Below are 19,130 nucleotides of genomic sequence, written 5' to 3' on the forward strand. Positions count from 1 at the left end.
ATGACAGTCAGTGGCTGCTTTATCAAAGGGGTATCTCGGATGGCAAAAAGCGCGTTGGTTCTCGGTGGTGGAATGGTCGGGGTATGTACCGCATGGCATCTTGCGCGCCGGGGTTTTGATGTCACGGTGGTGGACCGGCGGGCACCAGGGCAGGAAACCTCCTACGGCAATGCAGGCCTGATCCAGCGCGAATGTGTCGAGCCATACAATTTCCCTCATGATTTTTCCCGCCTGCTCGGCATTGCGCTGGGGCGGGACAATACCGTCCATTATGACATGCGGGCCATGCCGGGGCTGGCATCGCGGCTGTGGCAGTACTGGCGCCAGTCGGGGCCGAAATCCTATCCCGCGGTTGTCCGGAATTTCGAGGCCATGATCCGTCATTGCCTGACCGAGCACGAGGTCATGATCAGGGCCGCCGGGGCACAGGACCTGATCAGGCCGGGCGGGTTCAAGCTGGCCCTGCAGTCGCCGCGTGCATTCGCGCATGAAGCCAGACGGGCGGAGTTTCTGCAGCAGGAGTTTGGCGTGGGCTCCACCATTATGGACAGCGACATGCTGGCGCGCGCCGAACCGGCCCTGCGGGAGCGCTTTGCCGGCGCCATCCACTGGACGGATGCGTGGGCCGTGCGGGATCCGGGCGGGCTGGTGAGCCGTTATGCTGACGCTTTGCAGCAGGCGGGTGGCAGGCTGGCGACCGGTGATGCCGCCACGCTGGAAGCCGATGGCACGGGCTGGCGTGTCAGCACGACGCAGGGGCCCATACGGGCGGAACATGCGGTTGTTGCCCTTGGGCCATGGTCGGGGCGGCTGCTGCGTGGCATGGGGTATCGCTACCCGCTGTTTGTAAAGCGCGGCTACCATACCCATTATGCGGGCGACGCGGGTCTGAGCACGGCGGTGCTGGACATGAAGGCCGGCACCATGATGGTGCCCATGAACATGGGCCTGCGCGTCACCACCGGCGTGGAATTCGCGGCACTGGATGCACCGCCCACCCCTGTGCAGATGCGCAGGTCGGAAAGACGGGCCCGCCAGCTGCTGTCCCTTGGTGCACGGATCGAGCCGACGCCATGGCTGGGCAACCGGCCGGCCCTGCCCGACATGGTGCCGGTGGTGGGTGCCGCCCCACGGCACAGGGGGCTGTGGCTGCATTTCGGCCATGCCCATCAGGGTTTTACGCTTGGGCCGGTCACAGGGCGCCTGCTGGCGGAGATGATGAATGGGGAAACCCCCTATTTCGATCCGCAGCCATACAGCCCGGCCCGGTTTGGCTGACCGGCGGGGGAACGGGCGCTGCATCGTCCCTTTCACTGATGCGGGGCTGGTTCCTGGCGCTTCCACTGCGGATGGGAATATCGTCATCATCCGCCATGGTCTCTCGCTGCCATGCTGCATGCCCCCCACCATCGGGGCGCCGGGCCGATATGTATCCATTACCTGAAAACAGGTCCGGTCATGCCGGGTGGAAACGGGACGTCCCCTGTGGCATGAGGGGGCTGTTCAATGGTGGCCAGTTCATGAAGGTGCGTCCCGTCATGCGGCAGGACAGTATGGTGATGGCGCCAGTCAGGGTTTTTTATTAATGTCCATGATGTTTTTTCTGTATGCGGCTTATATTTTCGTGGCCGCTCCCTTTATTGAAATAGCGGGGATCAGAACACGCGAAGACAGGAAAAACATATCTTTCCGCCGTATCTATATCGATATGCTGTGCGCAGTGCTTACGACAGGCCTGCTGCTGTCAGTGACCGGAAATGCCGTAATATCCCTGCTTGTGGCGGCACTGTTTGAAGTCATTTTTGTTTCCGTATCCAATATAAAAGATAACATACTGGGTGAACCGCTGCTGTTCAGCGACCTGTTTGTTGCCAGAAGCTTCCTGCAGCATCCCAAATTCTACCTGTTTTCCATACCGTGGTACGCACGCATATTCGTGGTCGTATTTTTGCTGTTCATTGTGGTTGGCGCCTTTTTCTTTGTGAACCTGCAGCCCATGCCCCATGCCATCGGGGTGGTCATGGCTGTTGCCGCCCTGCTGGGCATCCGCATCCTGCCAGCCGCGAAATGGGTGGTATCGCCAGCCCTGGCACGGGACCTGTCGCATTTTGGCCTGCCTGGCATCACCTTCCTGTACTGGCGGCGGTGGAGGGACAGCAGAAATCCGCCTCCCGCGTCCCCGCTGCCCGGCAGGGCGGCTTATGATGCGGTGGTTGTCATACAATGCGAATCATTTGCCGATCCTGCCCGCCTGCCGCTGCCTGCCGCTGCCGGGTCCATGGCCATGCCGGGGCTTACATTGGCGCGCGGCCGGGCCTGCCAGCACGGCGCGCTGGATGTCAGCGGCTTTGGCGCCTATACCATGCGATCGGAATATGGCGTGCTGTACGGACGCACGGAGGAGGAACTGGGCTTCCGTGCCTTTGACCCGTTTCTGACCGCAGCGGGGGAAAGTTCCCATGCCCTGCCCAACCGGCTGAAAGCGGCCGGGTATGACAGTGTTTTCATGCATCCCCATGACATACGCTTCTATAACCGCAATCAGTTGATGCCCGCCTGCGGCTTCAGCCGGATTATTGGGCCCGAGGCCTATCCCCACACAGCCAGTACGGACATGCCTTATGTCAGCGATATGGCGCTGGGCAAAAGCATTGAAACCGTTGTCAGATCGGCACGGGGCCCCACCCTGGTCTATGCCGTGACCATGGAAAACCATGGTCCGTGGGCTGCCAGTTCGCAGCCTGCGCTGGGGCTTGCGAACTACCTGCGGCATCTGGCCAACAGTGATGGCATGCTGCTGGATCTCATGCATTCCCTAGCGGAAATGGACAGGAAGGTCCTGCTTGTGTTCTTCGGAGACCACCGGCCTTCCATTCCCGGTGTGTTCACGCCGGTCGCCACACGCGACGTGCCGTATGTTGCCGTGCCCCTGACCGGTGATGACGGGGGCAGCCATGGCGCGGGAGCATCCGTTGCGCTATCGCCTGCGGAACTGCACGCCCTTATCTTGCAACTGGCCGTAAACCCGGTGTGAGCAGGGAAGGCCATCCATCGCCGGCATGGGCACGATGCCATGCGGGCAGGCCGTTACCGCGGTTTCTGGCGGGAGATGGCCTCAAGATCAGGTGAGACATTTCGGGGGAACCCTTCAGGCTACCGGACATTTAGGAAATATATCCTTATGTATCCGGTATTTCATCCAGTGAGGTAGCATGAACGCCACGCGAACTGTTTATGCCTGCAACCTTACGGTAAACGGTGTGCCCTTTTGCGATGACCTGCCGCCAACGACCATACTGCTTGACCTGTTGCGTGAACGCCTTGGCCTGACAACCCTCATACAGGGGTGTGACCACGGGCACTGCGGCGGTTGTACCGTGCTTGTGGATGGCGCGCCGGTCAAAAGCTGCCTCATTCTGGCCATCTCCGTGCCGCAGGCTGAAGTCCTGACGATTGATGCCCTGCCCCGGGCCCCTGACCTTCACCACGTGCGGGAGGTGCTGGGCAGGGCCGGTCCCCCATTATGCAGCGAATGCATGCCAGCCCGCATCCTGTCCATTCTTGCCCTGGCCGGACAGGGGCGTACCCCGTCCGCGCAGGAAATCGGGGCATTCATGCGCGCCAATCCATGTGGATGTGGCCGGCAGGCACATGCCGAAGGGACCGGGGGGCAGGTAGCGGACATGAGCCGGTCCGAACATGAGGACGTTCCATGAAGGCTTTTTCCTACAGCAGGCCAGCCACGCTTGAAGCGGCAGTCCACGCACCGCCGTACAGCCGCTATCTGGCCGGTGGAACCAACCTGATCGACCTCATGAAAGCGGATGTCGAGCAACCGGAGCATGTCATAAACATAAAGGCATTGCCGTTGGGGGACATCAGGCCCCTGCCGGGCGGGGGGCTTGGGCTTGGCGCGCTGGCGACCAATGCCTGCACGGCGGCCCATCCGCTGGTCCGTGCGCACTATCCGTTGCTGGCATCGGCCATACTGGCCGGAGGCAGCCCGCAGATCCGCAATGTGGCGACCAACGGGGGCAATATCAACCAGCGCACCCGCTGCCATTATTTTTACGATACCGGCATGATGTGCAACAAGCGCGAACCCGGCGCGGGCTGTTCCGCAGTCGGTGCGCGCAGTCGCATGCATGCCATACTGGGCACCAGCCCGGACTGCATGGCGGTTTTTCCGTCCGATATGTGTGTGGCGCTGGCGGTGCTGGATGCCAGGATCAATCTGTTCGGGCCGGATGGTGCCCGACAGGTCCCGCTCAGGCAGTATCATTGCCTGCCGGGCCGGACGCCATGGGTGGAGAACGTGCTGCGCAGGAATGAACTGGTCGTGGGGATCGAACTGCCCCCGGTCCCGTTTGGCGACCACCATACCTATCTCAAGATCAGTGACCCCCACGCCTTTGCCTTTTCCATCATATCGGTCGCGGTCGGGCTGGAGATGGAGGGGGATACCATCCGGCACGGGCGGGTTGCCCTGGGTGGTGTCGCGACGCGGCCATGGTACGTACCAGAAGTAGAGGAGATGCTGTGTGACAGGCTGCCCTCGGATGCCCTGTTTCATGAAGTGGCGGGGCGTCTGCTGCAGGGCGCCCTCGCGGATAAGGGCAATAACGAGAAACTGGCCATTGCCCCCCGCGTCATCCAGCGCGCCCTTTGGCAGGCCGTTACGGCCAGTCCGCAATCCACCATTATGGGAGTGCCAGCCTTTTCCTGAGCGGTAGGGACAGGTCAGGAAAACTGGCCCATGATCAATCCCGCAGATCACGGTAAGTATTTTGATGAAGCCTTTTACGACAGGCTTCAGGAATCGCTGCCCCTGCTTTTGAATGAGAACCGATAAAATCTGTTTTATTATCAATTTTTCATAGTTGATCCACTCCCATGACAAAACTGCATTCATGGGGATATACCTGCTGCGTGAAAAATCTGTATGGCGGTGACATGCAGGCTCTTCATGCCTGTATTTCATCTTCAATGTGGTATTGATACACTAATGTGACAATCCGCCACTGTTTTGTCGCGACTGTATAGCAGTTTCAGGGTGAAGGAGTACCACAATGAAACGTATGAAATCATGGACAGTAGCTGTTGTGGTCACGGTCCTGGCGGCAGCCCCGGTCATGGCACCGGTATGCGCCCATGCGCAGCACGGTCCTGGCGGTGGGGGCGGTGGTCCCGGCGGTGGGGGGCATGGCGGCGGACCCGGTTTTGGTGGCCCCGGCGGTGGACCGGGTGGCGGGCACGGTGGTCCGGGCTTTGGCGGCCGCGGTGGCCCGGGTGGCCCGGGTGGTGGCCCACGTGGCGGTGAATGGCGGGGTGGTCCCGGCGGGTGGGGCGGCGGCTGGGACCGTGGCTGGGATCGTGGGCCGGGCTGGTATGGGCCGCCGCCTTATCCATATGATTACCCCGCATACGGTTATCCGGGATATTACGGCTATCCGTATGGCGGTTACGTAGGCGGATGGGGCTGGGGCGGCTGGTAAGGTCGTGACGATGTGACGCGGGTCGGGCTTTTCCGGCCCGCCCGCACCGCCTTTCTGCGGTGCCCCGGCATCCTGTTCCTGTCTGTCATGCACCGGGGCATGAAATACGGCAGGCCTGCCCTCTGTTGCCTGACGGGTGGCCAGCGGGGCCGTCAGGCAGTTGGCATGAACTTTAGGCCGCGTATCGGGTGGGCTCCAGTGTGGAACAGCCATTGTCCAGTTCCAGCATGATCCGGATGACTTCTTCAAAATCCCGCAGGCCGGGGGCAGGGGGGTAGCTGATCGTGCCACGGATTACATGCTTCGGGTCCACAATGAAGACGGCATGCTCATCGTCCGGTATGCCGGTTGGCCCGGTATCCACGGCAATACCCTGCCACATGGCACGGATGTGGTCCGCATCATCATGGATGATCGTGAAATCCGGCATGTCGGGCGTGACCATCATGCCGTTGGGCATATGATCGTGCTGCGGCATAGATAGCGGGGACAACCCCAGCAGGCGCAGATCCGGTATTCCTGTCCGTGCCCGGTGCAGGGCTGCCCGCAGGCTGGGCAGGCTGTAGTCGCCCGGATGGGTCAGGACAATCCGCCAGCAGTCCTGGCCCCATGCATGGAAGCGGATCGGGCCTGTTGTCGTGTCAGTTGCGAAATCCGGGGCCTGCCAGCCGGGGAAAAGTGCCATTGCCTGCTTCCTGCTGAAATAAAAAACCATGGACTGCGTTGATGCCCGTCGGCACGCGGAAAATTCCGGTGCATCAGGAATACGGACCCTTACGGTCGTGCAGGTCCGCGCATGTTCAAAAGCCCTGATTCCCTGTCATGCCTGCTGCGTCATTGAACCGGGTCCTGATGGGGGGAAGGGAACCACCCCACAATCAATCTCTGTAAACCGTTATATAGGAATAAAACGAAAATAAAAGCACATAGTGACATATCCGATGAGTCCACGCCCATGTGCCAGCAGAACAGGAACCGGATATGGCGGGGCAGGGGCTTGCCCGGGCTGTCCATAATTCTGGATCAAAACAGTTATAACGCACTATAAAATATAGAACTTTAATAAATTTTTCTGCGAAAAAACCTAAATTAACACAAAAAATAGTGATAAAAATATAATGCAAAATTAAAAATATAATATGTTGACCGCATTGTCCGGTCATGTATGATCTTTCTCACGTCACAGGGTGTGGCGTGATCAGGGAGGATGAATCCACATGATCCAGCCAGCCATGTCCATGTGCTGCATCGGTCGATGTAGCATCCTGCCCGCCACGTCCGGTGCGTGGCCAGGATATCGTTAGGAACACCCGGCGGAAATCCTGCCGGAGACAGGCCACATCCCTACCCGTGGCCATGCAAGGGCAGTATCCAATGCTTGAATCCCGCATTATTGAGATTGACGGCACATTTGTCGGCACCGTCATAATGGAGACGGACCGGGTGACACAGCGTTTTTACGCAACGCATGACAGCGTGCGCGCCTTCCACAACCGGACCCTGCGCGGGCCTGATGACCTGGCCCGCCAGGTTGCCCGTCTGTACAGACGCAGCCATGTGGCACGGACTGCCACGCCGGTCGTAAAATAATGACACCACGCCAGCCCGGACTCCCGTCTGTCCGGACTGGCATGGACGTCATGACAGGGCGTGATTACACGTTCTGGCCCTTGGGCGGAACCAGTCGGCCGGGATTGGCCTTCCAGTCCCGCCAGGCTTCCTCGCAATAGGGCAGGACCTCGAACACGGCCATGGCGCCAAGCGCACCCAGCGCATAGCGCAGACCAAGCGGTACGCGCTTGAGCCGCAGCGGATAGGAACGGATCACCTTGCGCCCCATGAGGGCCTGCAGTTGCGGCCAGTGCAGGACGGAAATCATGGAGACGGCAAGCAGCGGCACCATCTCGAGGAAACTGTGCACATGCTGCTCCATGGGCTGCACGTCACGCCGGGTGACAGCATAGCTTACATCCCACATCGCCGTTGCTTCATGAACGAAGAAGGATGCGATCATGAGCGAGAGCACAGGTGCATCGATTTCCAGGAACAGTCCGGCCAGAACCGGAAAGGCCGCTTCCCCCAGCATGAGCAGGTGGATGCCCGTCTCCTTCATGCCTGTCGTATGTTCGATGTCGGTGCGGCGGTGGCACCACCAGTCCGTCAGGCCGGAAGCCAGCCATAGCGGTATGACGAAATACTGTATGACCTTGCGCGCCACCTGTCGGGTTGTATCTGTCTCGGCGGGTTCCTCCTCGGGCCGGGTGTCGTGCATCGTGTCCGCGGTGGCAGGTGCGGACGTTGCCGTGGGGCCGGTTGGGGTGGCCCTGCGCCCGCGCCACCATGCCACAAATCCGGCACCAAGGGTTGCTGCACCTGCGCATAGCATGCTGGCGGCGTAATATCGTAGAAAAGTGCGGTTTTCCATCATGGTCGCGGGCCGCCCTACCGGGTTGCCGCGTGGCTGGGCACAGAGGCGAAAAGGGCCACGATGGCAGGGCAGAAAGCCTTCAGGTCATGGGGGTTGCGTGACGTGACCAGCCTGCCGTCGGTCACGACTTCCTGATCAACCCAGTGGCCGCCTGCATTGGTCAGATCCGCGCGTAGCGATGGCCAGGATGTCAGGGTGTGCCCGCGCACGCCCCCGGCGTTGATCAGGGTCCATGGCCCATGGCAGATGGCAGCGATCGGCTTGTCGGCCTCCACGAACTCGCGAACGAAGCGCACGCAGTTCTCATCCATGCGCAGGTGGTCCGGACTGGTGGTGCCACCGGGCAGGACAAGCCCGTCAAATGCCTGTGCATGTGCGTCCCGGACAGGCAGGTCGACAGGATAGCGCCGCGTTGGATTGACGTCCGCCTGCATGGCCTGGATCTCGCCTTTGGCGGGGGAGACGATAACCGTGTGCGCACCGGCCTTTTTCATGGCGTTGGCGGGTTCCGTCAGTTCGATTTCCTCCACCCCGTCGGTTGCAAGGATTGCAATGGTCCGGCCTGCAAGGGGATGGGTCATATCGTCCGCATGGGTGGTGCCCTGCGTGGATGCCGTGTTGAACATTTGGCCTGCCATGGTTTTTCCTCCCTCGGTTTGTAAAGGTTGCTGGTGGCACCTGCATGTCTGTGCCAGCCATGCAACCCGACCCGGAGAGTAACGGCCGATCCGGACAGGTGTTCCCTGCGGATTGTGGCGCGATCATAGTGCACGGAAATCGTGACTATGTATTTACATGGCAGACCATAAATAAAAACGTGTATTATGGCAGTATTGCGCATCCGCCCTGCGGCGTCAGGTGGGGTGCTTTCTGCCGCCTATCTGTCCGGCCTGCTGTTCGGTTCGGTCGTGCGTCCCTGTGCCGGGGGGTCGCTTGCGGGGAAGCTCTCATCGAGTGCTTCATCACGCCCTTCGTCTTCGTGCTGTTCCGTCGGGGTGGGCTTCTTTTCCGTGTCGGGATCAGGGTTCTTGGGCATTGTCAGTACTCCTTGCCATGATGGATGTCTCTTCCCTGCCGGGATGAAGCATTCATGGTTCTGCAATGGCGGGGGTGGGGGCGCAGGCGTATCGTATGGAGGGGATTCACCCGGCCCCGGGGGTGGATACTGCCGCGGATAGGGCAGGCCGGGGGGTGGTAGTGGCGGCTGGCTGGACACATGAGCATACGGTATGGACATGTCCGTGTTCTCATCTGGCTGGTAAGCAAAATGTGCGATGGCAGCGTATGCGCGCCTTACTGTTCGCTGCTGTCAGCGGGGGATGGGGTCTTGTTGCCGCCATGGCTGCTCCGCCCGGCTTCGGCGCCACCGTGGCGGTGATGCATTCCGGTGCCACTGCCCGATGTGTCAGTGTTCGATGGCGGCTGTGTGCCCGGCTGTTCATTAACGGTGCGCGGGTTGTTCCACAGCTTGTCGGACGGTTCTACCCGCTTGCCGGAACTTGACGTGGCGGAAGGCGGGTTCCTGCCCACTTCGGATGCTGCCGAACTGGCGGTGGGGGCAGGGTTTTCCTGCATGCTGGACTGGGCCACCGCCATTGCGGGCGCACTGACGATAAGCGTTGCCAGCAGGGCTGAGCGTATTGTCTTTGCCATTGTTCGTACCTTTGCTGTATCGGGAAAGTGCTCTGTTCATTAAAGAAAGCTGGCGTGGAAAGGTTGCATGTACCCTGTTCCGTTCCGGTGAGGACCTGCACGAAGGCAGGAGGGCTCAGGACAGGTTCATGACCGGTCCTTTACCAGCCCTGTCCCCTTGCACGGTTACGGGGTGGCATGGCCATGCGGGCCAGTCTTGTGGCCGGGTTGCGGTGTCTGCCCGTTATTGCAGGCATTATCGTGACCGTGGTCAGGGTGGCTGGTCTTTTCCACCTTCTCGTCATTATCAAGGGTGGATTCCGGTTCATCCTCACCCGCGCGCGGTTTGCCGTGTTCCTGCCTGCCACCACGGGGGGGCGTCTCCTGCCCGGCGGGAGAGAGGACGACGCCATACGGCATCATCCGTGCATGCGTATTGTAGGCCATGGTCTCTTTATCCTTTGCGGGAATGGGACAGAACGGGGCCGACACATGCCTGGCTGCGGGTGCCGTGGCATTCCATGGCGGCACAGGCCACCCCGTTCCTGTCACGCTACCTGCCGCAATAACGGCGCGTGGGGGGGATGGTTCTGTGCCGGCACGGGTGGACGCACAAATAAATATTTCATGCCATACCGTTTCGTTAAATCAATATTTTACGAATACATGCCTGCAGTGCTGCAGGTGTTCACGCCGGTGGCGCAACGCCCAGCGTGATCTCCACCATGTGCGTGGCGCCGTCATCCACCATCCCGATCTCACCCACGGGGGGGTGTGGCGTACCGTCAAGCATTACCTGACCTGTCCCCCGGCAAAGCTGGTGGGGATTAAGCACGGTAATGACATAGGTTGCGCTACGCCAGTGCACCGTGACCGAGAACCTTGGCCACTGGCACGGAATGCACGGGTTGACCAGCAGCCGCGTGCCCGCGATGCGGATGCCCAGTATGGCTTCCATCCCCACGCGCTGCATCCATCCTGCCGACCCGGTGTACCACGACCATCCACCCCGCCCCACATGCGGGGGCTGGGAATAGATATCCGCCGCCACCACGTAGGGTTCCAGTCGGTAGCGCGCCACGCCTGCGGGGTTCAGGGCATGGTTGACCGGGTTCAGCATGTGGAACAGTTCATGCGCGCGGTCCCCTTCGCCCAGTTCCGCCATGGCCATGACCGTCCACAGCGCCGCATGGGTGTACTGGCCACCGTTTTCACGTATGCCGGGCGGGTAGCCACGTATGTAACCCGGATCGGGACCAATGGTGTTGAAGGGCGGGTCAAGTACCAGCACCAGCCCGTCCTGCTGGCGCACAAGCCGCGCCATGACCGAGCGCATGGCATGCTCCGCGCGTTCCAGCGGCGCCACACCCGAAAGCACGGACCATGACTGGGAAATGGCATCGATCTGGCATTCAGCGCACCGATGCGAACCAAGCGGCGTGCCATCATCAAAATAGGCGCGCAGGTACCAGTCGCCATCCCATGTGGCTTCCAGCGCCTCTGCCAGTGCACTGGCGTGATCCTGCCATGCCTGCGCGCGGGCCGGTTCGCCCCGGCTGCGTGCCAGCGGGATGAAGGCGCACAGCGTGGCGTGCAGGAACCAGCCCAGCCATACGCTCTCGCCCTGTCCCTTTTCCCCCACGCGGTTCATGCCGTCATTCCAGTCCCCCGTACCCATGAGCGGCAGCCCGTGCGCACCTACGGCCATGCTGTGATCGAGCGCGCGGGCGCAATGCTCGAACAGCGTACCCGTCTGGCCGGATGTGGCCGGGATCATGAAGCGGTCATGCTCGCTGATCGGCAGTTCCGGTGCTTCCAGGAAGGCAACCTGCTCATCCAGCACGCCCGCATCCCCTGTGGTGGTGACATAATGCATAACCGTGTGGGCCAGCCATGTGCAGTCATCGGAAATATGGGTGCGCACGCCCGCCCCGGTATCGGGCAGCCACCAGTGCTGCACGTCCCCTTCCACGAACTGCCGCGATGCCGCGCGCAGCAGGTGGGCGCGCACGCGTTCGGGGCACGGTACGGCCAGCGCCATGCCATCCTGCAACTGGTCACGAAAGCCGTAGGCACCGCTGGCCTGGTAGAACCCGGCGTGGGCCTGCACACGGCTGGCCAGTGCCTGATACAGCAGCCAGCCATTGAGCATGATGTCCATGCCGCGATCCGGCGTGCTGGCCTGCATGGAGCCCGTGACCGTGTTCCAGTGCTGCCCGACCGCATCAAGCACCTGTTCGGGGCTGGCGGCGCGGTACCGGCTGACAAGCGCGCGGGCATGTGCCTCGTTCTCGCCCTCTCCCAGCAGGAAAAGGACTTCCGCCCGCCCGCCCGGCGGCAGGGTGACAACGGTCTGCACCACGCCGCACGGATCCAGCCCCGCCCCGGTGCGGCCCTGCACCCCGTTGGGATGGGTGAAGGCAAGCGGCATGTCCAGCGTGCCGTTGCGGCCGATGAAGGCGCACCGGTCTCCCGAACTTGCCGTCAGGTAGCCGCCTATGTCGGCAAAGGCCGTGCGGTCGGTATACTCCATTTTCCACCGGTTGCGTGCGAACAGCGCGCCCGTATCCGGGTCCATCGTGGTGGAGACGAACGGAGCCGACATGCTGCGCGCGGCCCCCAGCACCCATTCCACATAGGCGGTAACGGACAGCGTGCGCGGCTGGTCCGACCGGTTGTGAAGCTGGATGCGCGTGATCTTGACCGGGTCCGTGACCGGCACGTACTGCAGTACGGAACTGGCAATGCCATGGGCAATCCGTTCCTGCCGCGTATAGCCGTAGCCGTGGCGGGTCACGTAGGTTGCGGCCGGGTCGCGGCGCGTGGCGGCGCCGGGGCACCACAGCGTGCCGGTATTTTCATCACGGAAATAGAAGATTTCCCCCGCGTGGTCGCTTACGGGATCATTCGACCATGGCGTAAGCTGGTGTTCGCGGCTGTTGCCCGACCATGTGTAACCACTGCCCTCGGCCGAGACCTGGAAGCCGAACGTATCGTTGGCGATCACATTGATCCACGGCGCGGGCGTGCTTTGCCCGGGGCCGAGCACGATCACATATTCACGTCCCTGCCGCGCAAACCCGCCATGACCGTTGAAGAACTCAAGCTCGGGTACGGGGGGCACGCCAAAGGCGGCTGGCGCGGGACGTGGCCGTGGCGGAACCGGCATGGCGTGGCGGGGCAGGGTCCTTTCCGCCTGCTCCAGCTGCTCGGCCAGTCCCCGCTCCGCATCCAGCACGACGCGGGCCACCGAAATGACAAGATGCCGCACGGCCGGGCTGACAAGATCGGCGCGCAGCACCCGTACCGACCCCGTGCCCTCCGCGCCACGGGGCTGGGCATGCACAAGCTGGTCGAGCGAGACCTGCAGGTCCTGCAGGTAGGACGCCGGATGTTCGTTGAGAATGACAAGATCCACCGCCAGTTGCTTGAGCCGGAAGTATTCATGCGCCAGCAGCAGCAGGCCCACGATGTCGGTATCCGCGTTTTCCCTTATGCGCAGCACCATGATGGGCAGGTCACCGGAAATGCCCTGCTCCCACAGCAGCGGCTGTGGCCCGGCGCCTTTTTCAATGCTGGCCGCCCCCGCGCGCAGCGCCGGGCCCGCAAACAGGATATGCCCTGCCAGTTGCTGGAACAGGTCCGCCGTGGTGGGGGTGATGTCCAGATGGCGTAGCTGTACCTGTGCCTGTGTCCATGCCAGTGTGCGCACGCGCTCGACCGCCGCCATGTCCTGGTGTGTCTCGATCAGGTCCAGCAGGGCCGCGCGGGTCGGGGCGGCCATGGTCCAGAACGTGACCCGCGCCATGGCGCCGGGGCGGATGCTGACGCGCGTGCGGATGGAAAAGGCGGGGTCCAGCACCGTGCCGACATGCCCTTTCGGTGGCGTGTGCGCATCCATGGCCGCCGGATCATGCACGTCGCGCCCGCGACCGATGAACCGGGCGCGGTCCGTCTCGATCTCGACAGGGGTGTCGCACATGGCCAGATGGGCGACCCATATCTCCGCCTCATCGGGCGTGCGCCTGCGGCGGGTGGCGATCAGGGCGCGTGCGGCGGGCAGGTATTCGGTCTGCACGAACAGCTTGGTAAAGGCCGGATGCGCCAGATCGGCACCCTGCGGCATAAGGGCAAGCCCGGCATAGGAGGCAATATCGAGGTCCAGTGTCTCGCTACTGCCATTGAACACGGAAAGCTGGCGGATCTCGGCATCATCCTCGGCCGAGATGCGTATCTCCAGCGTCGTGGTCAGCGTGCCATCACGGCGGGCGAACTCGGCCCGGTCTTCATGGAAGCCCACGGCATAGTCATCGGGCCGTTCCCGCCCCGGCTGCAGGCCGGCGGTCCACAGCCGGCCCGTCCTGCGGTTGCGCAGGTATATGTACTGGCCGTAATCGTCACATGTCGCATCCTCGCGCCAGCGCGTGATGGCCTGGCCCTGCCAGCGGCTGTAGCCGGAGCCTGCTGCGGTCAGCATGACCACATAGCGCCCGTTGGACAGGAGATGGGTCACGGGGGAGAGTGTGTCGGCATGGTCGAGATAGCGCCCGCCGGGCGCGGTGACGGCATGCACGACCGGGGGGGCCGCATCTTCGGATGGCAGCGGCCGGGCCACCGCCCCGCTGCGCGGCGCGCGTTCCTGCAACAGCAGTTCGGCGGCGGCGATGACCGGGTCGTCGTGGAAGCGCGTGCGCATGATCCCGTTCATGACCGCATCCGCCACTGCAAGAATGGACATGCCCTGATGATGGGCCATATAGGCGCGGATGACGGCAACCCCGCCACGGTCGGGAACACGCTCGGGCGTGTAGTCAAGGGCTTCATGAAACCCGTAGCGCCCCAGCGCGCCGGCTTTCTCCAGTGCATAGAGGTTGGCGACCGCCTTCCTCGGGTCCACCATTGCCGCCAGCATGGTGGCGTACGGTGCCACCACCGTATCCAGCCCCAGCCCGCGCTTGAGCCCCAGGCCGGGAATGCCGAAATTGGAATACTGGTAGGTATAGTCCAGGTCACGCACGTTATAGGCGGATTCCGATATGCCCCACGGAATGCCGCGTGCCTGCCCATAGGCGACCTGGCGCTGCACGATCAGGATGTTGGTCTGCTGCAGCAGGCTCCCCATGGGCGCGCGCATGACGAGGGAAGGCATGAGGTATTCGAACATCGACCCCGACCATGACACCAGTGCCGCCCCGCTGCCCACCGGCGTGATCGGGCGGCCAAGCCGGAACCAGTCACGCGCGGGCATGTCGCCCTTGGCAATGGCGAAGAACACGGCCAGCCGCGCCTCCGACGCCAGCAGGTCATAGCAGTTCGGGTCCTGTGCGTCCTCCGCGACCAGATAGCCGATTGACAGCAGCTTGCGCGAGGGATTGCACAGGAAGCGGAAGTCCATCCCTTCGGCCATGCGCCGTGCCCTGTGCGCAATCATGCCAAGCCGTGCGCCAAGGGTGGCATGCAGGTCGGTGTCCATGTCGCGCAGATGACTTTCCAGCGTGCGCATCGGGGCCGTTATCCAGACGGTGCGGTCCGTGGCGTCCGCGTTGCCTGTCGTGTCGGCCATGGGGGGCAGGCCGGCTGCCTGCCGGGCCAGTGTGGCGGCCTGGTCACGCAGTGCCGCAAGGGATGGGGCCGAGCGTGCCGGGGCTGACAGGACAGCGTTCTTGAATGCAGCCAGCCGCCGCAGCATCTGGCGTTCCGCCGCGTCATGGCCGCGCCGCGTGCCGTTGCGGAAGGTCAGGTCGGCAATGGCGATGTTCAGCGCATCGACCGTGCCCTCACGCCATCCATCGATTTCCGGCCCGGTGTCCTGCCAGCGCTGGCATGTGCTGGCCAGTGCGACAAGATGCCCGGCCAGGTTGCCGCTATCCACGCTGGAGATATAGACCGGCTCCAGCGGCTTGAGGTCGGCGGTTGCGTACCAGTTGTAGAAATGCCCCCGGTAGCGGGGCATGCGCTCCAGGGTGGCGAAGGTCGCCTCCAGGCGGGCAACGGTATCGGCCAGCCCGCACCAGCCAAAATCACGTGCGCTGGCGGTGCACAGCAGGTACAGGCCGATATTGGTGGGTGATGTGCGCCGTGCCAGGACGGGGGAAGGGTCTTCCTGAAAATTGTCCGGCGGCAGCATATGGTCATCGGGGGTGGTAAAGGTCTCGAAAAAGCGCCACGTGCGCCGTGCGGTCATGCGCAGCGTGCGGATATCGGTGCGTGAGGGGCGTGTGCGCGCGGCACTGACCGGCGTGCGGCTTGCCCACATCGCAACGGCGGGTGACAGGCACCACAGGACGGCGAACGGTACTGTCAGGAACAGGCTCCACGGAGCCCACAGGGCGACGGCCAGCACGATCAGGCCGGCCTGCAGGGGGGCGGGGAACATGCGCCCGTAATATCCTGCCAGTCCGGAGCGCATCAGCCCCGCGATCTGGGCCGCGGGCACCCATTGCAGCATGTGGCGGCGGGTGACCAGCACGCGGCCCAGCGTGCGCAGGATCGCATCCGCCATGAGGAAGGACAGGTGGGCAAGGAAGGTGACGTTGAGGAAGGTCATGACCGCGGCCTCGCCCCCCGCGCTGCCCAGAACACGCAGGTAGCTGCGCAGCGTGATCCATTCCTGCCGGGGCACCAGTGCCGGCAGCACCGGCAGGAAGGCAGGCAGGGCAATGGCCGCCAGCATGAAGCCCGTCCACACAACGGCGGCATGGAACGGCAGGAACCAGCCCGCGACAAGGACAAGCAGCACGAGTGGCGTGCACAGCGTGCGCCGCAGGTTGTCAAGCATCTTCCACCGCGCAATGCCCGACAGGTGCTGGCGGGTGGGGACATGGCGGCGTACGGGGCTGGATGTGATCCATGGCAGCAGCTGCCAGTCGCCCCGTGTCCAGCGGTGCAGGCGCTGTGCCGCGACAAGGTAGTCGTTGGGGAATTCCTCCACCACCTCGATATCGCTGACCAGTGCCGCGCGGGCGAAAATCCCCTCGAACAGGTCATGGCTGAGCATGGTGGAGTCCGGCACGCGCCCGGCGAGCGCGGCCGTAAAGGCGTCGATATCGTATATGCCCTTGCCTGCGTACGATCCTTCGCCAAACATGTCCTGGTACAGGTCGGACACGGCGGCGGAATAGGCGTCCATGCCGCTGGCGGAGGCGAATATGCGCTGGAACAGCGTGCTCTGGTGGCCTACGGGCAGCGAAGGCGTGACCCGGGGCTGGAGAATGGCGTACCCTTCCTCCACCCGCGCCGAAAGGGGGTTGAAGCGCGCGGCATTGAGCGGATGGGCAATCTTTCCGACCAGACGGCGGACCGTGTCCAGCGGCAGCCGTGTATCGGCATCCAGCGTTATGACGTATTTCATGTCCGCCGGTGGCGGGGGCGTGGGGGGAAGAAAGCTGGTGTCGGTGGCGCCGCGCAGCAGGCGGTTGAGTTCATGCAGCTTGCCACGCTTGCGTTCCCAGCCCATCCATACCCCTTCGCTTGCGCACCATGTCCGCCTGCGGTGAAGAAGGTGGAAGCGCATGCCACCGGGCACGGGGCCATATTTTTCATTAAGCCTGTCGATCCCGGCCCGCGCCCGGGCCAGAAGCGGTTCGTCTTCCGGGGCATGGGGGCCGTCATGGTCGGTCCAGTCGGTCAGCAGCGCGAAATGCACCGCCGGGTCCCGTGTCGCCAGGTAATGTATCTCGATACGGGCCAGCAGTTCGGACACCGTCTCCTGCGTGGTCAGCAGGGCGGGTACCACCACCATGGTCCGCAGGTGATCGGGAATGCCGGTCTTGAACTCCAGCCCCGGCAGGCTTGTGGCGTGGATTGCCGCCAGCGCCAGGCGGTTCACGCACGCGACCGCCGCTTCCGACACCGGTATGAAGGCCAGCACCGGCAGCAGCCATGCCGCAGGGGTGCCGCTGTAATGGGCAAGGTATAGCGGAATGGCCATGAACAGCAGCGTCAGCATGCTGACCACAAGACTGTAGGCCGTGATGCCATGGTTGCAGAAGCCACGCATCAGCCTGCGCCCCATGGTGGGGCGGAAGCGGATGGCCGCCTCCAGCGCGGGCCGTCCCGCCATGAGCAGGTAGTACCCCGGGTCTGTATGGCGCGGGTCGGACGCATTGGCCGCCCGTGCCGCCCGCGCCATGCCGATGGCCTGGCCAGCAATGGCCATTTCGCTCATCGTGCTGCCACGGGCCAGTTCCTCCACGGCCTTGCGATACAGGTCACGGCTGGCGAAGTCGGCCTGTGTAAAGCTGTCATATTCCGCAAAAAGCGGGTTGATCAGGCAGACCCGGTCGAACGCTTCCGTCCAGTCAAAACCGGCGATCAGCCGCAGGCTGGTGATGATGTTGCGGATGGTGGCGTTGAAAGTCCCCTGCTCGTGCAGGTCGTCGCGCACCGCGTCTTCCACCGTGGTGCCCCGGTCGGCCAGACGCTGGGCAAGCCAGACAAGGGCCGGATCCTTCTCCGGGTCCAGCCCGCGGGAGCGGTGGGCAAGCTGTGCGGTGAACGCGCAGTTCAGGATGCGCGGGTCAATTGCCGCCAGAAAGCCGGACAGGGCGGCGGGCGTGCCCCTGCGGTAGGCATCCAACCGGTCGGCCAGTGCATCGGCCTCACGCCGGCTGGCATTGTTGTCCATTATGGCGCCCACGACACGGCGCAGGTTCTCGATCAGCACGATGCGCAGCGTGATGGACACCGCCCATAATTCGCCAATGGTCAGGGGTGTCACACCCTGATAGGCCAGCAGGTAGGCATAGAGTGTCTCGGGCTGGAGATTGCTGTCGGTATGGGCAATGAACGCCCACGCCACCCCGAACACCCGTGGCAGCCCGGCAAAGGGGCCATTGGCCAGCTTGGGCAGGCGCGCATAATAGCCCGGCGGCAGGTCAAGATCTGTCTCGCGGATCTGCATGTCCACCAGGGCATAATTGTCCGCCAGCCACTGGGCGGCGGGGGTCAGCTGTTTTCCTGCCTGGATGGCTTCGGCTATCCGGATGTCGGCTGCGCGCAGGAAGGCACCGTTCTGGGCCAGGCGTCTTGACAGCGGACGCCCGTGACCGCGCCCGCGGCGGGTGATGGCCTGGGCTGCCGCGAGGCTTCGGGCATGGGCTTCCAGCCGTTCGATGCCGAATATCTCGTTCCTCAGCGGCGTGACATCGTCCTGCCATGTGGGGGGCGGTGAATGGCCAAGCAGGCGCGCCAGCCATGAAGGGCGCATGGGCGTGAAATCATGGTCGGGCTGCGGAGGAGATGCGGTCGTCCCGTCCATTTCATGCTCCAGTTACGTGTATCGGAAGCACCGGGCGGTATTTCCGCGCGGACCTTATTTCCGGAACAGGCTTTTCCTTGGCTGCGGCACGGTGGATGGCGCGAGCCTGCCCAGCAGGGCGGGTGCAGGCGTGCCTGCCTTCTGGCGCGGCGGGGCGGTGGCTTCGGGCATGGCTGTGGTATCGGCGGGCATGGTCCTGCCGGTTGCCTGCGCCATGTGGCAGGCGCGTTGTGGCGCGTACTGGCCGGATGTGGCCGGTTTCATGGGTGCACCCATCCTCTTTTCTCCTGCGTGGGGAATACGGGAACGGTGTAGA

The 19,130-nt window shown here is 63.1% G+C and carries 14 protein-coding genes; 6 read left to right on the forward strand and 8 right to left on the reverse strand.

The genetic code is table 11. The features are described from left to right. Positions 1-39 precede the first annotated feature (39 nt). From LDL32_RS00900 to LDL32_RS00920, 5 genes are all read left to right on the forward strand, one after another. Entirely contained in the window at positions 40-1,278 is a 1,239-nt protein-coding gene (locus LDL32_RS00900; protein ID WP_255673758.1) for an FAD-binding oxidoreductase, read from the forward strand. A 430-nt stretch (positions 1,279-1,708) separates the two neighbouring features. After that, positions 1,709-3,034: an LTA synthase family protein gene (locus tag LDL32_RS00905; protein WP_233063884.1), complete on the forward strand. Its 1,326-nt coding sequence runs from the start codon at positions 1,709-1,711 to the stop codon at positions 3,032-3,034. 178 nt (positions 3,035-3,212) lie between these two features. Next, positions 3,213-3,716 (forward strand): (2Fe-2S)-binding protein, encoded by a 504-nt coding sequence (locus tag LDL32_RS00910; protein ID WP_233063888.1) that lies wholly within the window; start codon positions 3,213-3,215, stop codon positions 3,714-3,716. Next, on the forward strand, positions 3,713-4,726 hold the full coding sequence (locus tag LDL32_RS00915; protein ID WP_233063889.1) for a xanthine dehydrogenase family protein subunit M: 1,014 nt from the start codon (positions 3,713-3,715) through the stop codon (positions 4,724-4,726). Before LDL32_RS00910 ends, LDL32_RS00915 begins: the two co-directional genes overlap by 4 nt. 343 nt (positions 4,727-5,069) lie before the next feature. After that, on the forward strand, positions 5,070-5,495 hold the full coding sequence (locus LDL32_RS00920; protein WP_233063892.1) for a hypothetical protein: 426 nt from the start codon (positions 5,070-5,072) through the stop codon (positions 5,493-5,495). Between the two features lie 172 nt (positions 5,496-5,667). On the opposite strand, the gene LDL32_RS00925 is transcribed toward LDL32_RS00920, so the two are convergent. Next, positions 5,668-6,180 carry a peroxiredoxin gene (locus LDL32_RS00925; RefSeq protein WP_233063894.1) on the reverse strand — a complete coding sequence of 171 codons (513 nt, stop codon included), beginning with the start codon at positions 6,178-6,180 and terminating at the stop codon, positions 5,668-5,670. A 689-nt stretch (positions 6,181-6,869) separates the two neighbouring features. Here LDL32_RS00925 and LDL32_RS00930 point away from each other — a divergent pair. After that, the gene (locus LDL32_RS00930) at positions 6,870-7,085 is read left to right on the forward strand and encodes a hypothetical protein (RefSeq protein WP_233063905.1); all 216 of its coding nucleotides are present in this window, start codon (positions 6,870-6,872) and stop codon (positions 7,083-7,085) included. 64 nt (positions 7,086-7,149) lie between these two features. On the opposite strand, the gene LDL32_RS00935 is transcribed toward LDL32_RS00930, so the two are convergent. From LDL32_RS00935 to LDL32_RS00970, 7 genes are all read right to left on the reverse strand, one after another. Continuing rightward, a complete protein-coding gene (locus LDL32_RS00935; RefSeq protein ID WP_233063908.1) occupies positions 7,150-7,923 on the reverse strand; it encodes a hypothetical protein in 774 nt (257 codons plus the stop codon). A gap of 14 nt (positions 7,924-7,937) precedes the next feature. Then, positions 7,938-8,561, reverse strand: a complete 624-nt coding sequence (locus LDL32_RS00940) for a type 1 glutamine amidotransferase domain-containing protein (RefSeq protein WP_370636616.1) — start codon at positions 8,559-8,561, stop codon at positions 7,938-7,940. Positions 8,562-8,800: 239 nt separating this feature from the next. Further along, positions 8,801-8,959, reverse strand: a complete 159-nt coding sequence (locus LDL32_RS00945) for a hypothetical protein (protein WP_233068626.1) — start codon at positions 8,957-8,959, stop codon at positions 8,801-8,803. Between the two features lie 257 nt (positions 8,960-9,216). Next, positions 9,217-9,576, reverse strand: coding sequence for a hypothetical protein (locus LDL32_RS00955; protein ID WP_233063909.1), 360 nt, complete (start codon positions 9,574-9,576; stop codon positions 9,217-9,219). A 165-nt stretch (positions 9,577-9,741) separates the two neighbouring features. Then, positions 9,742-10,002 (reverse strand): hypothetical protein, encoded by a 261-nt coding sequence (locus tag LDL32_RS00960; protein ID WP_233063910.1) that lies wholly within the window; start codon positions 10,000-10,002, stop codon positions 9,742-9,744. Positions 10,003-10,243: 241 nt separating this feature from the next. Beyond that, positions 10,244-18,814: a GH36-type glycosyl hydrolase domain-containing protein gene (locus LDL32_RS00965; protein ID WP_233063912.1), complete on the reverse strand. Its 8,571-nt coding sequence runs from the start codon at positions 18,812-18,814 to the stop codon at positions 10,244-10,246. Between the two features lie 54 nt (positions 18,815-18,868). Beyond that, positions 18,869-19,090, reverse strand: a complete 222-nt coding sequence (locus LDL32_RS00970; RefSeq protein WP_233063913.1) for a hypothetical protein — start codon at positions 19,088-19,090, stop codon at positions 18,869-18,871. Positions 19,091-19,130: the final 40 nt, after the last annotated feature.

Source organism: Komagataeibacter sp. FNDCF1, from assembly GCF_021295335.1.
Classification (GTDB): domain Bacteria; phylum Pseudomonadota; class Alphaproteobacteria; order Acetobacterales; family Acetobacteraceae; genus Komagataeibacter.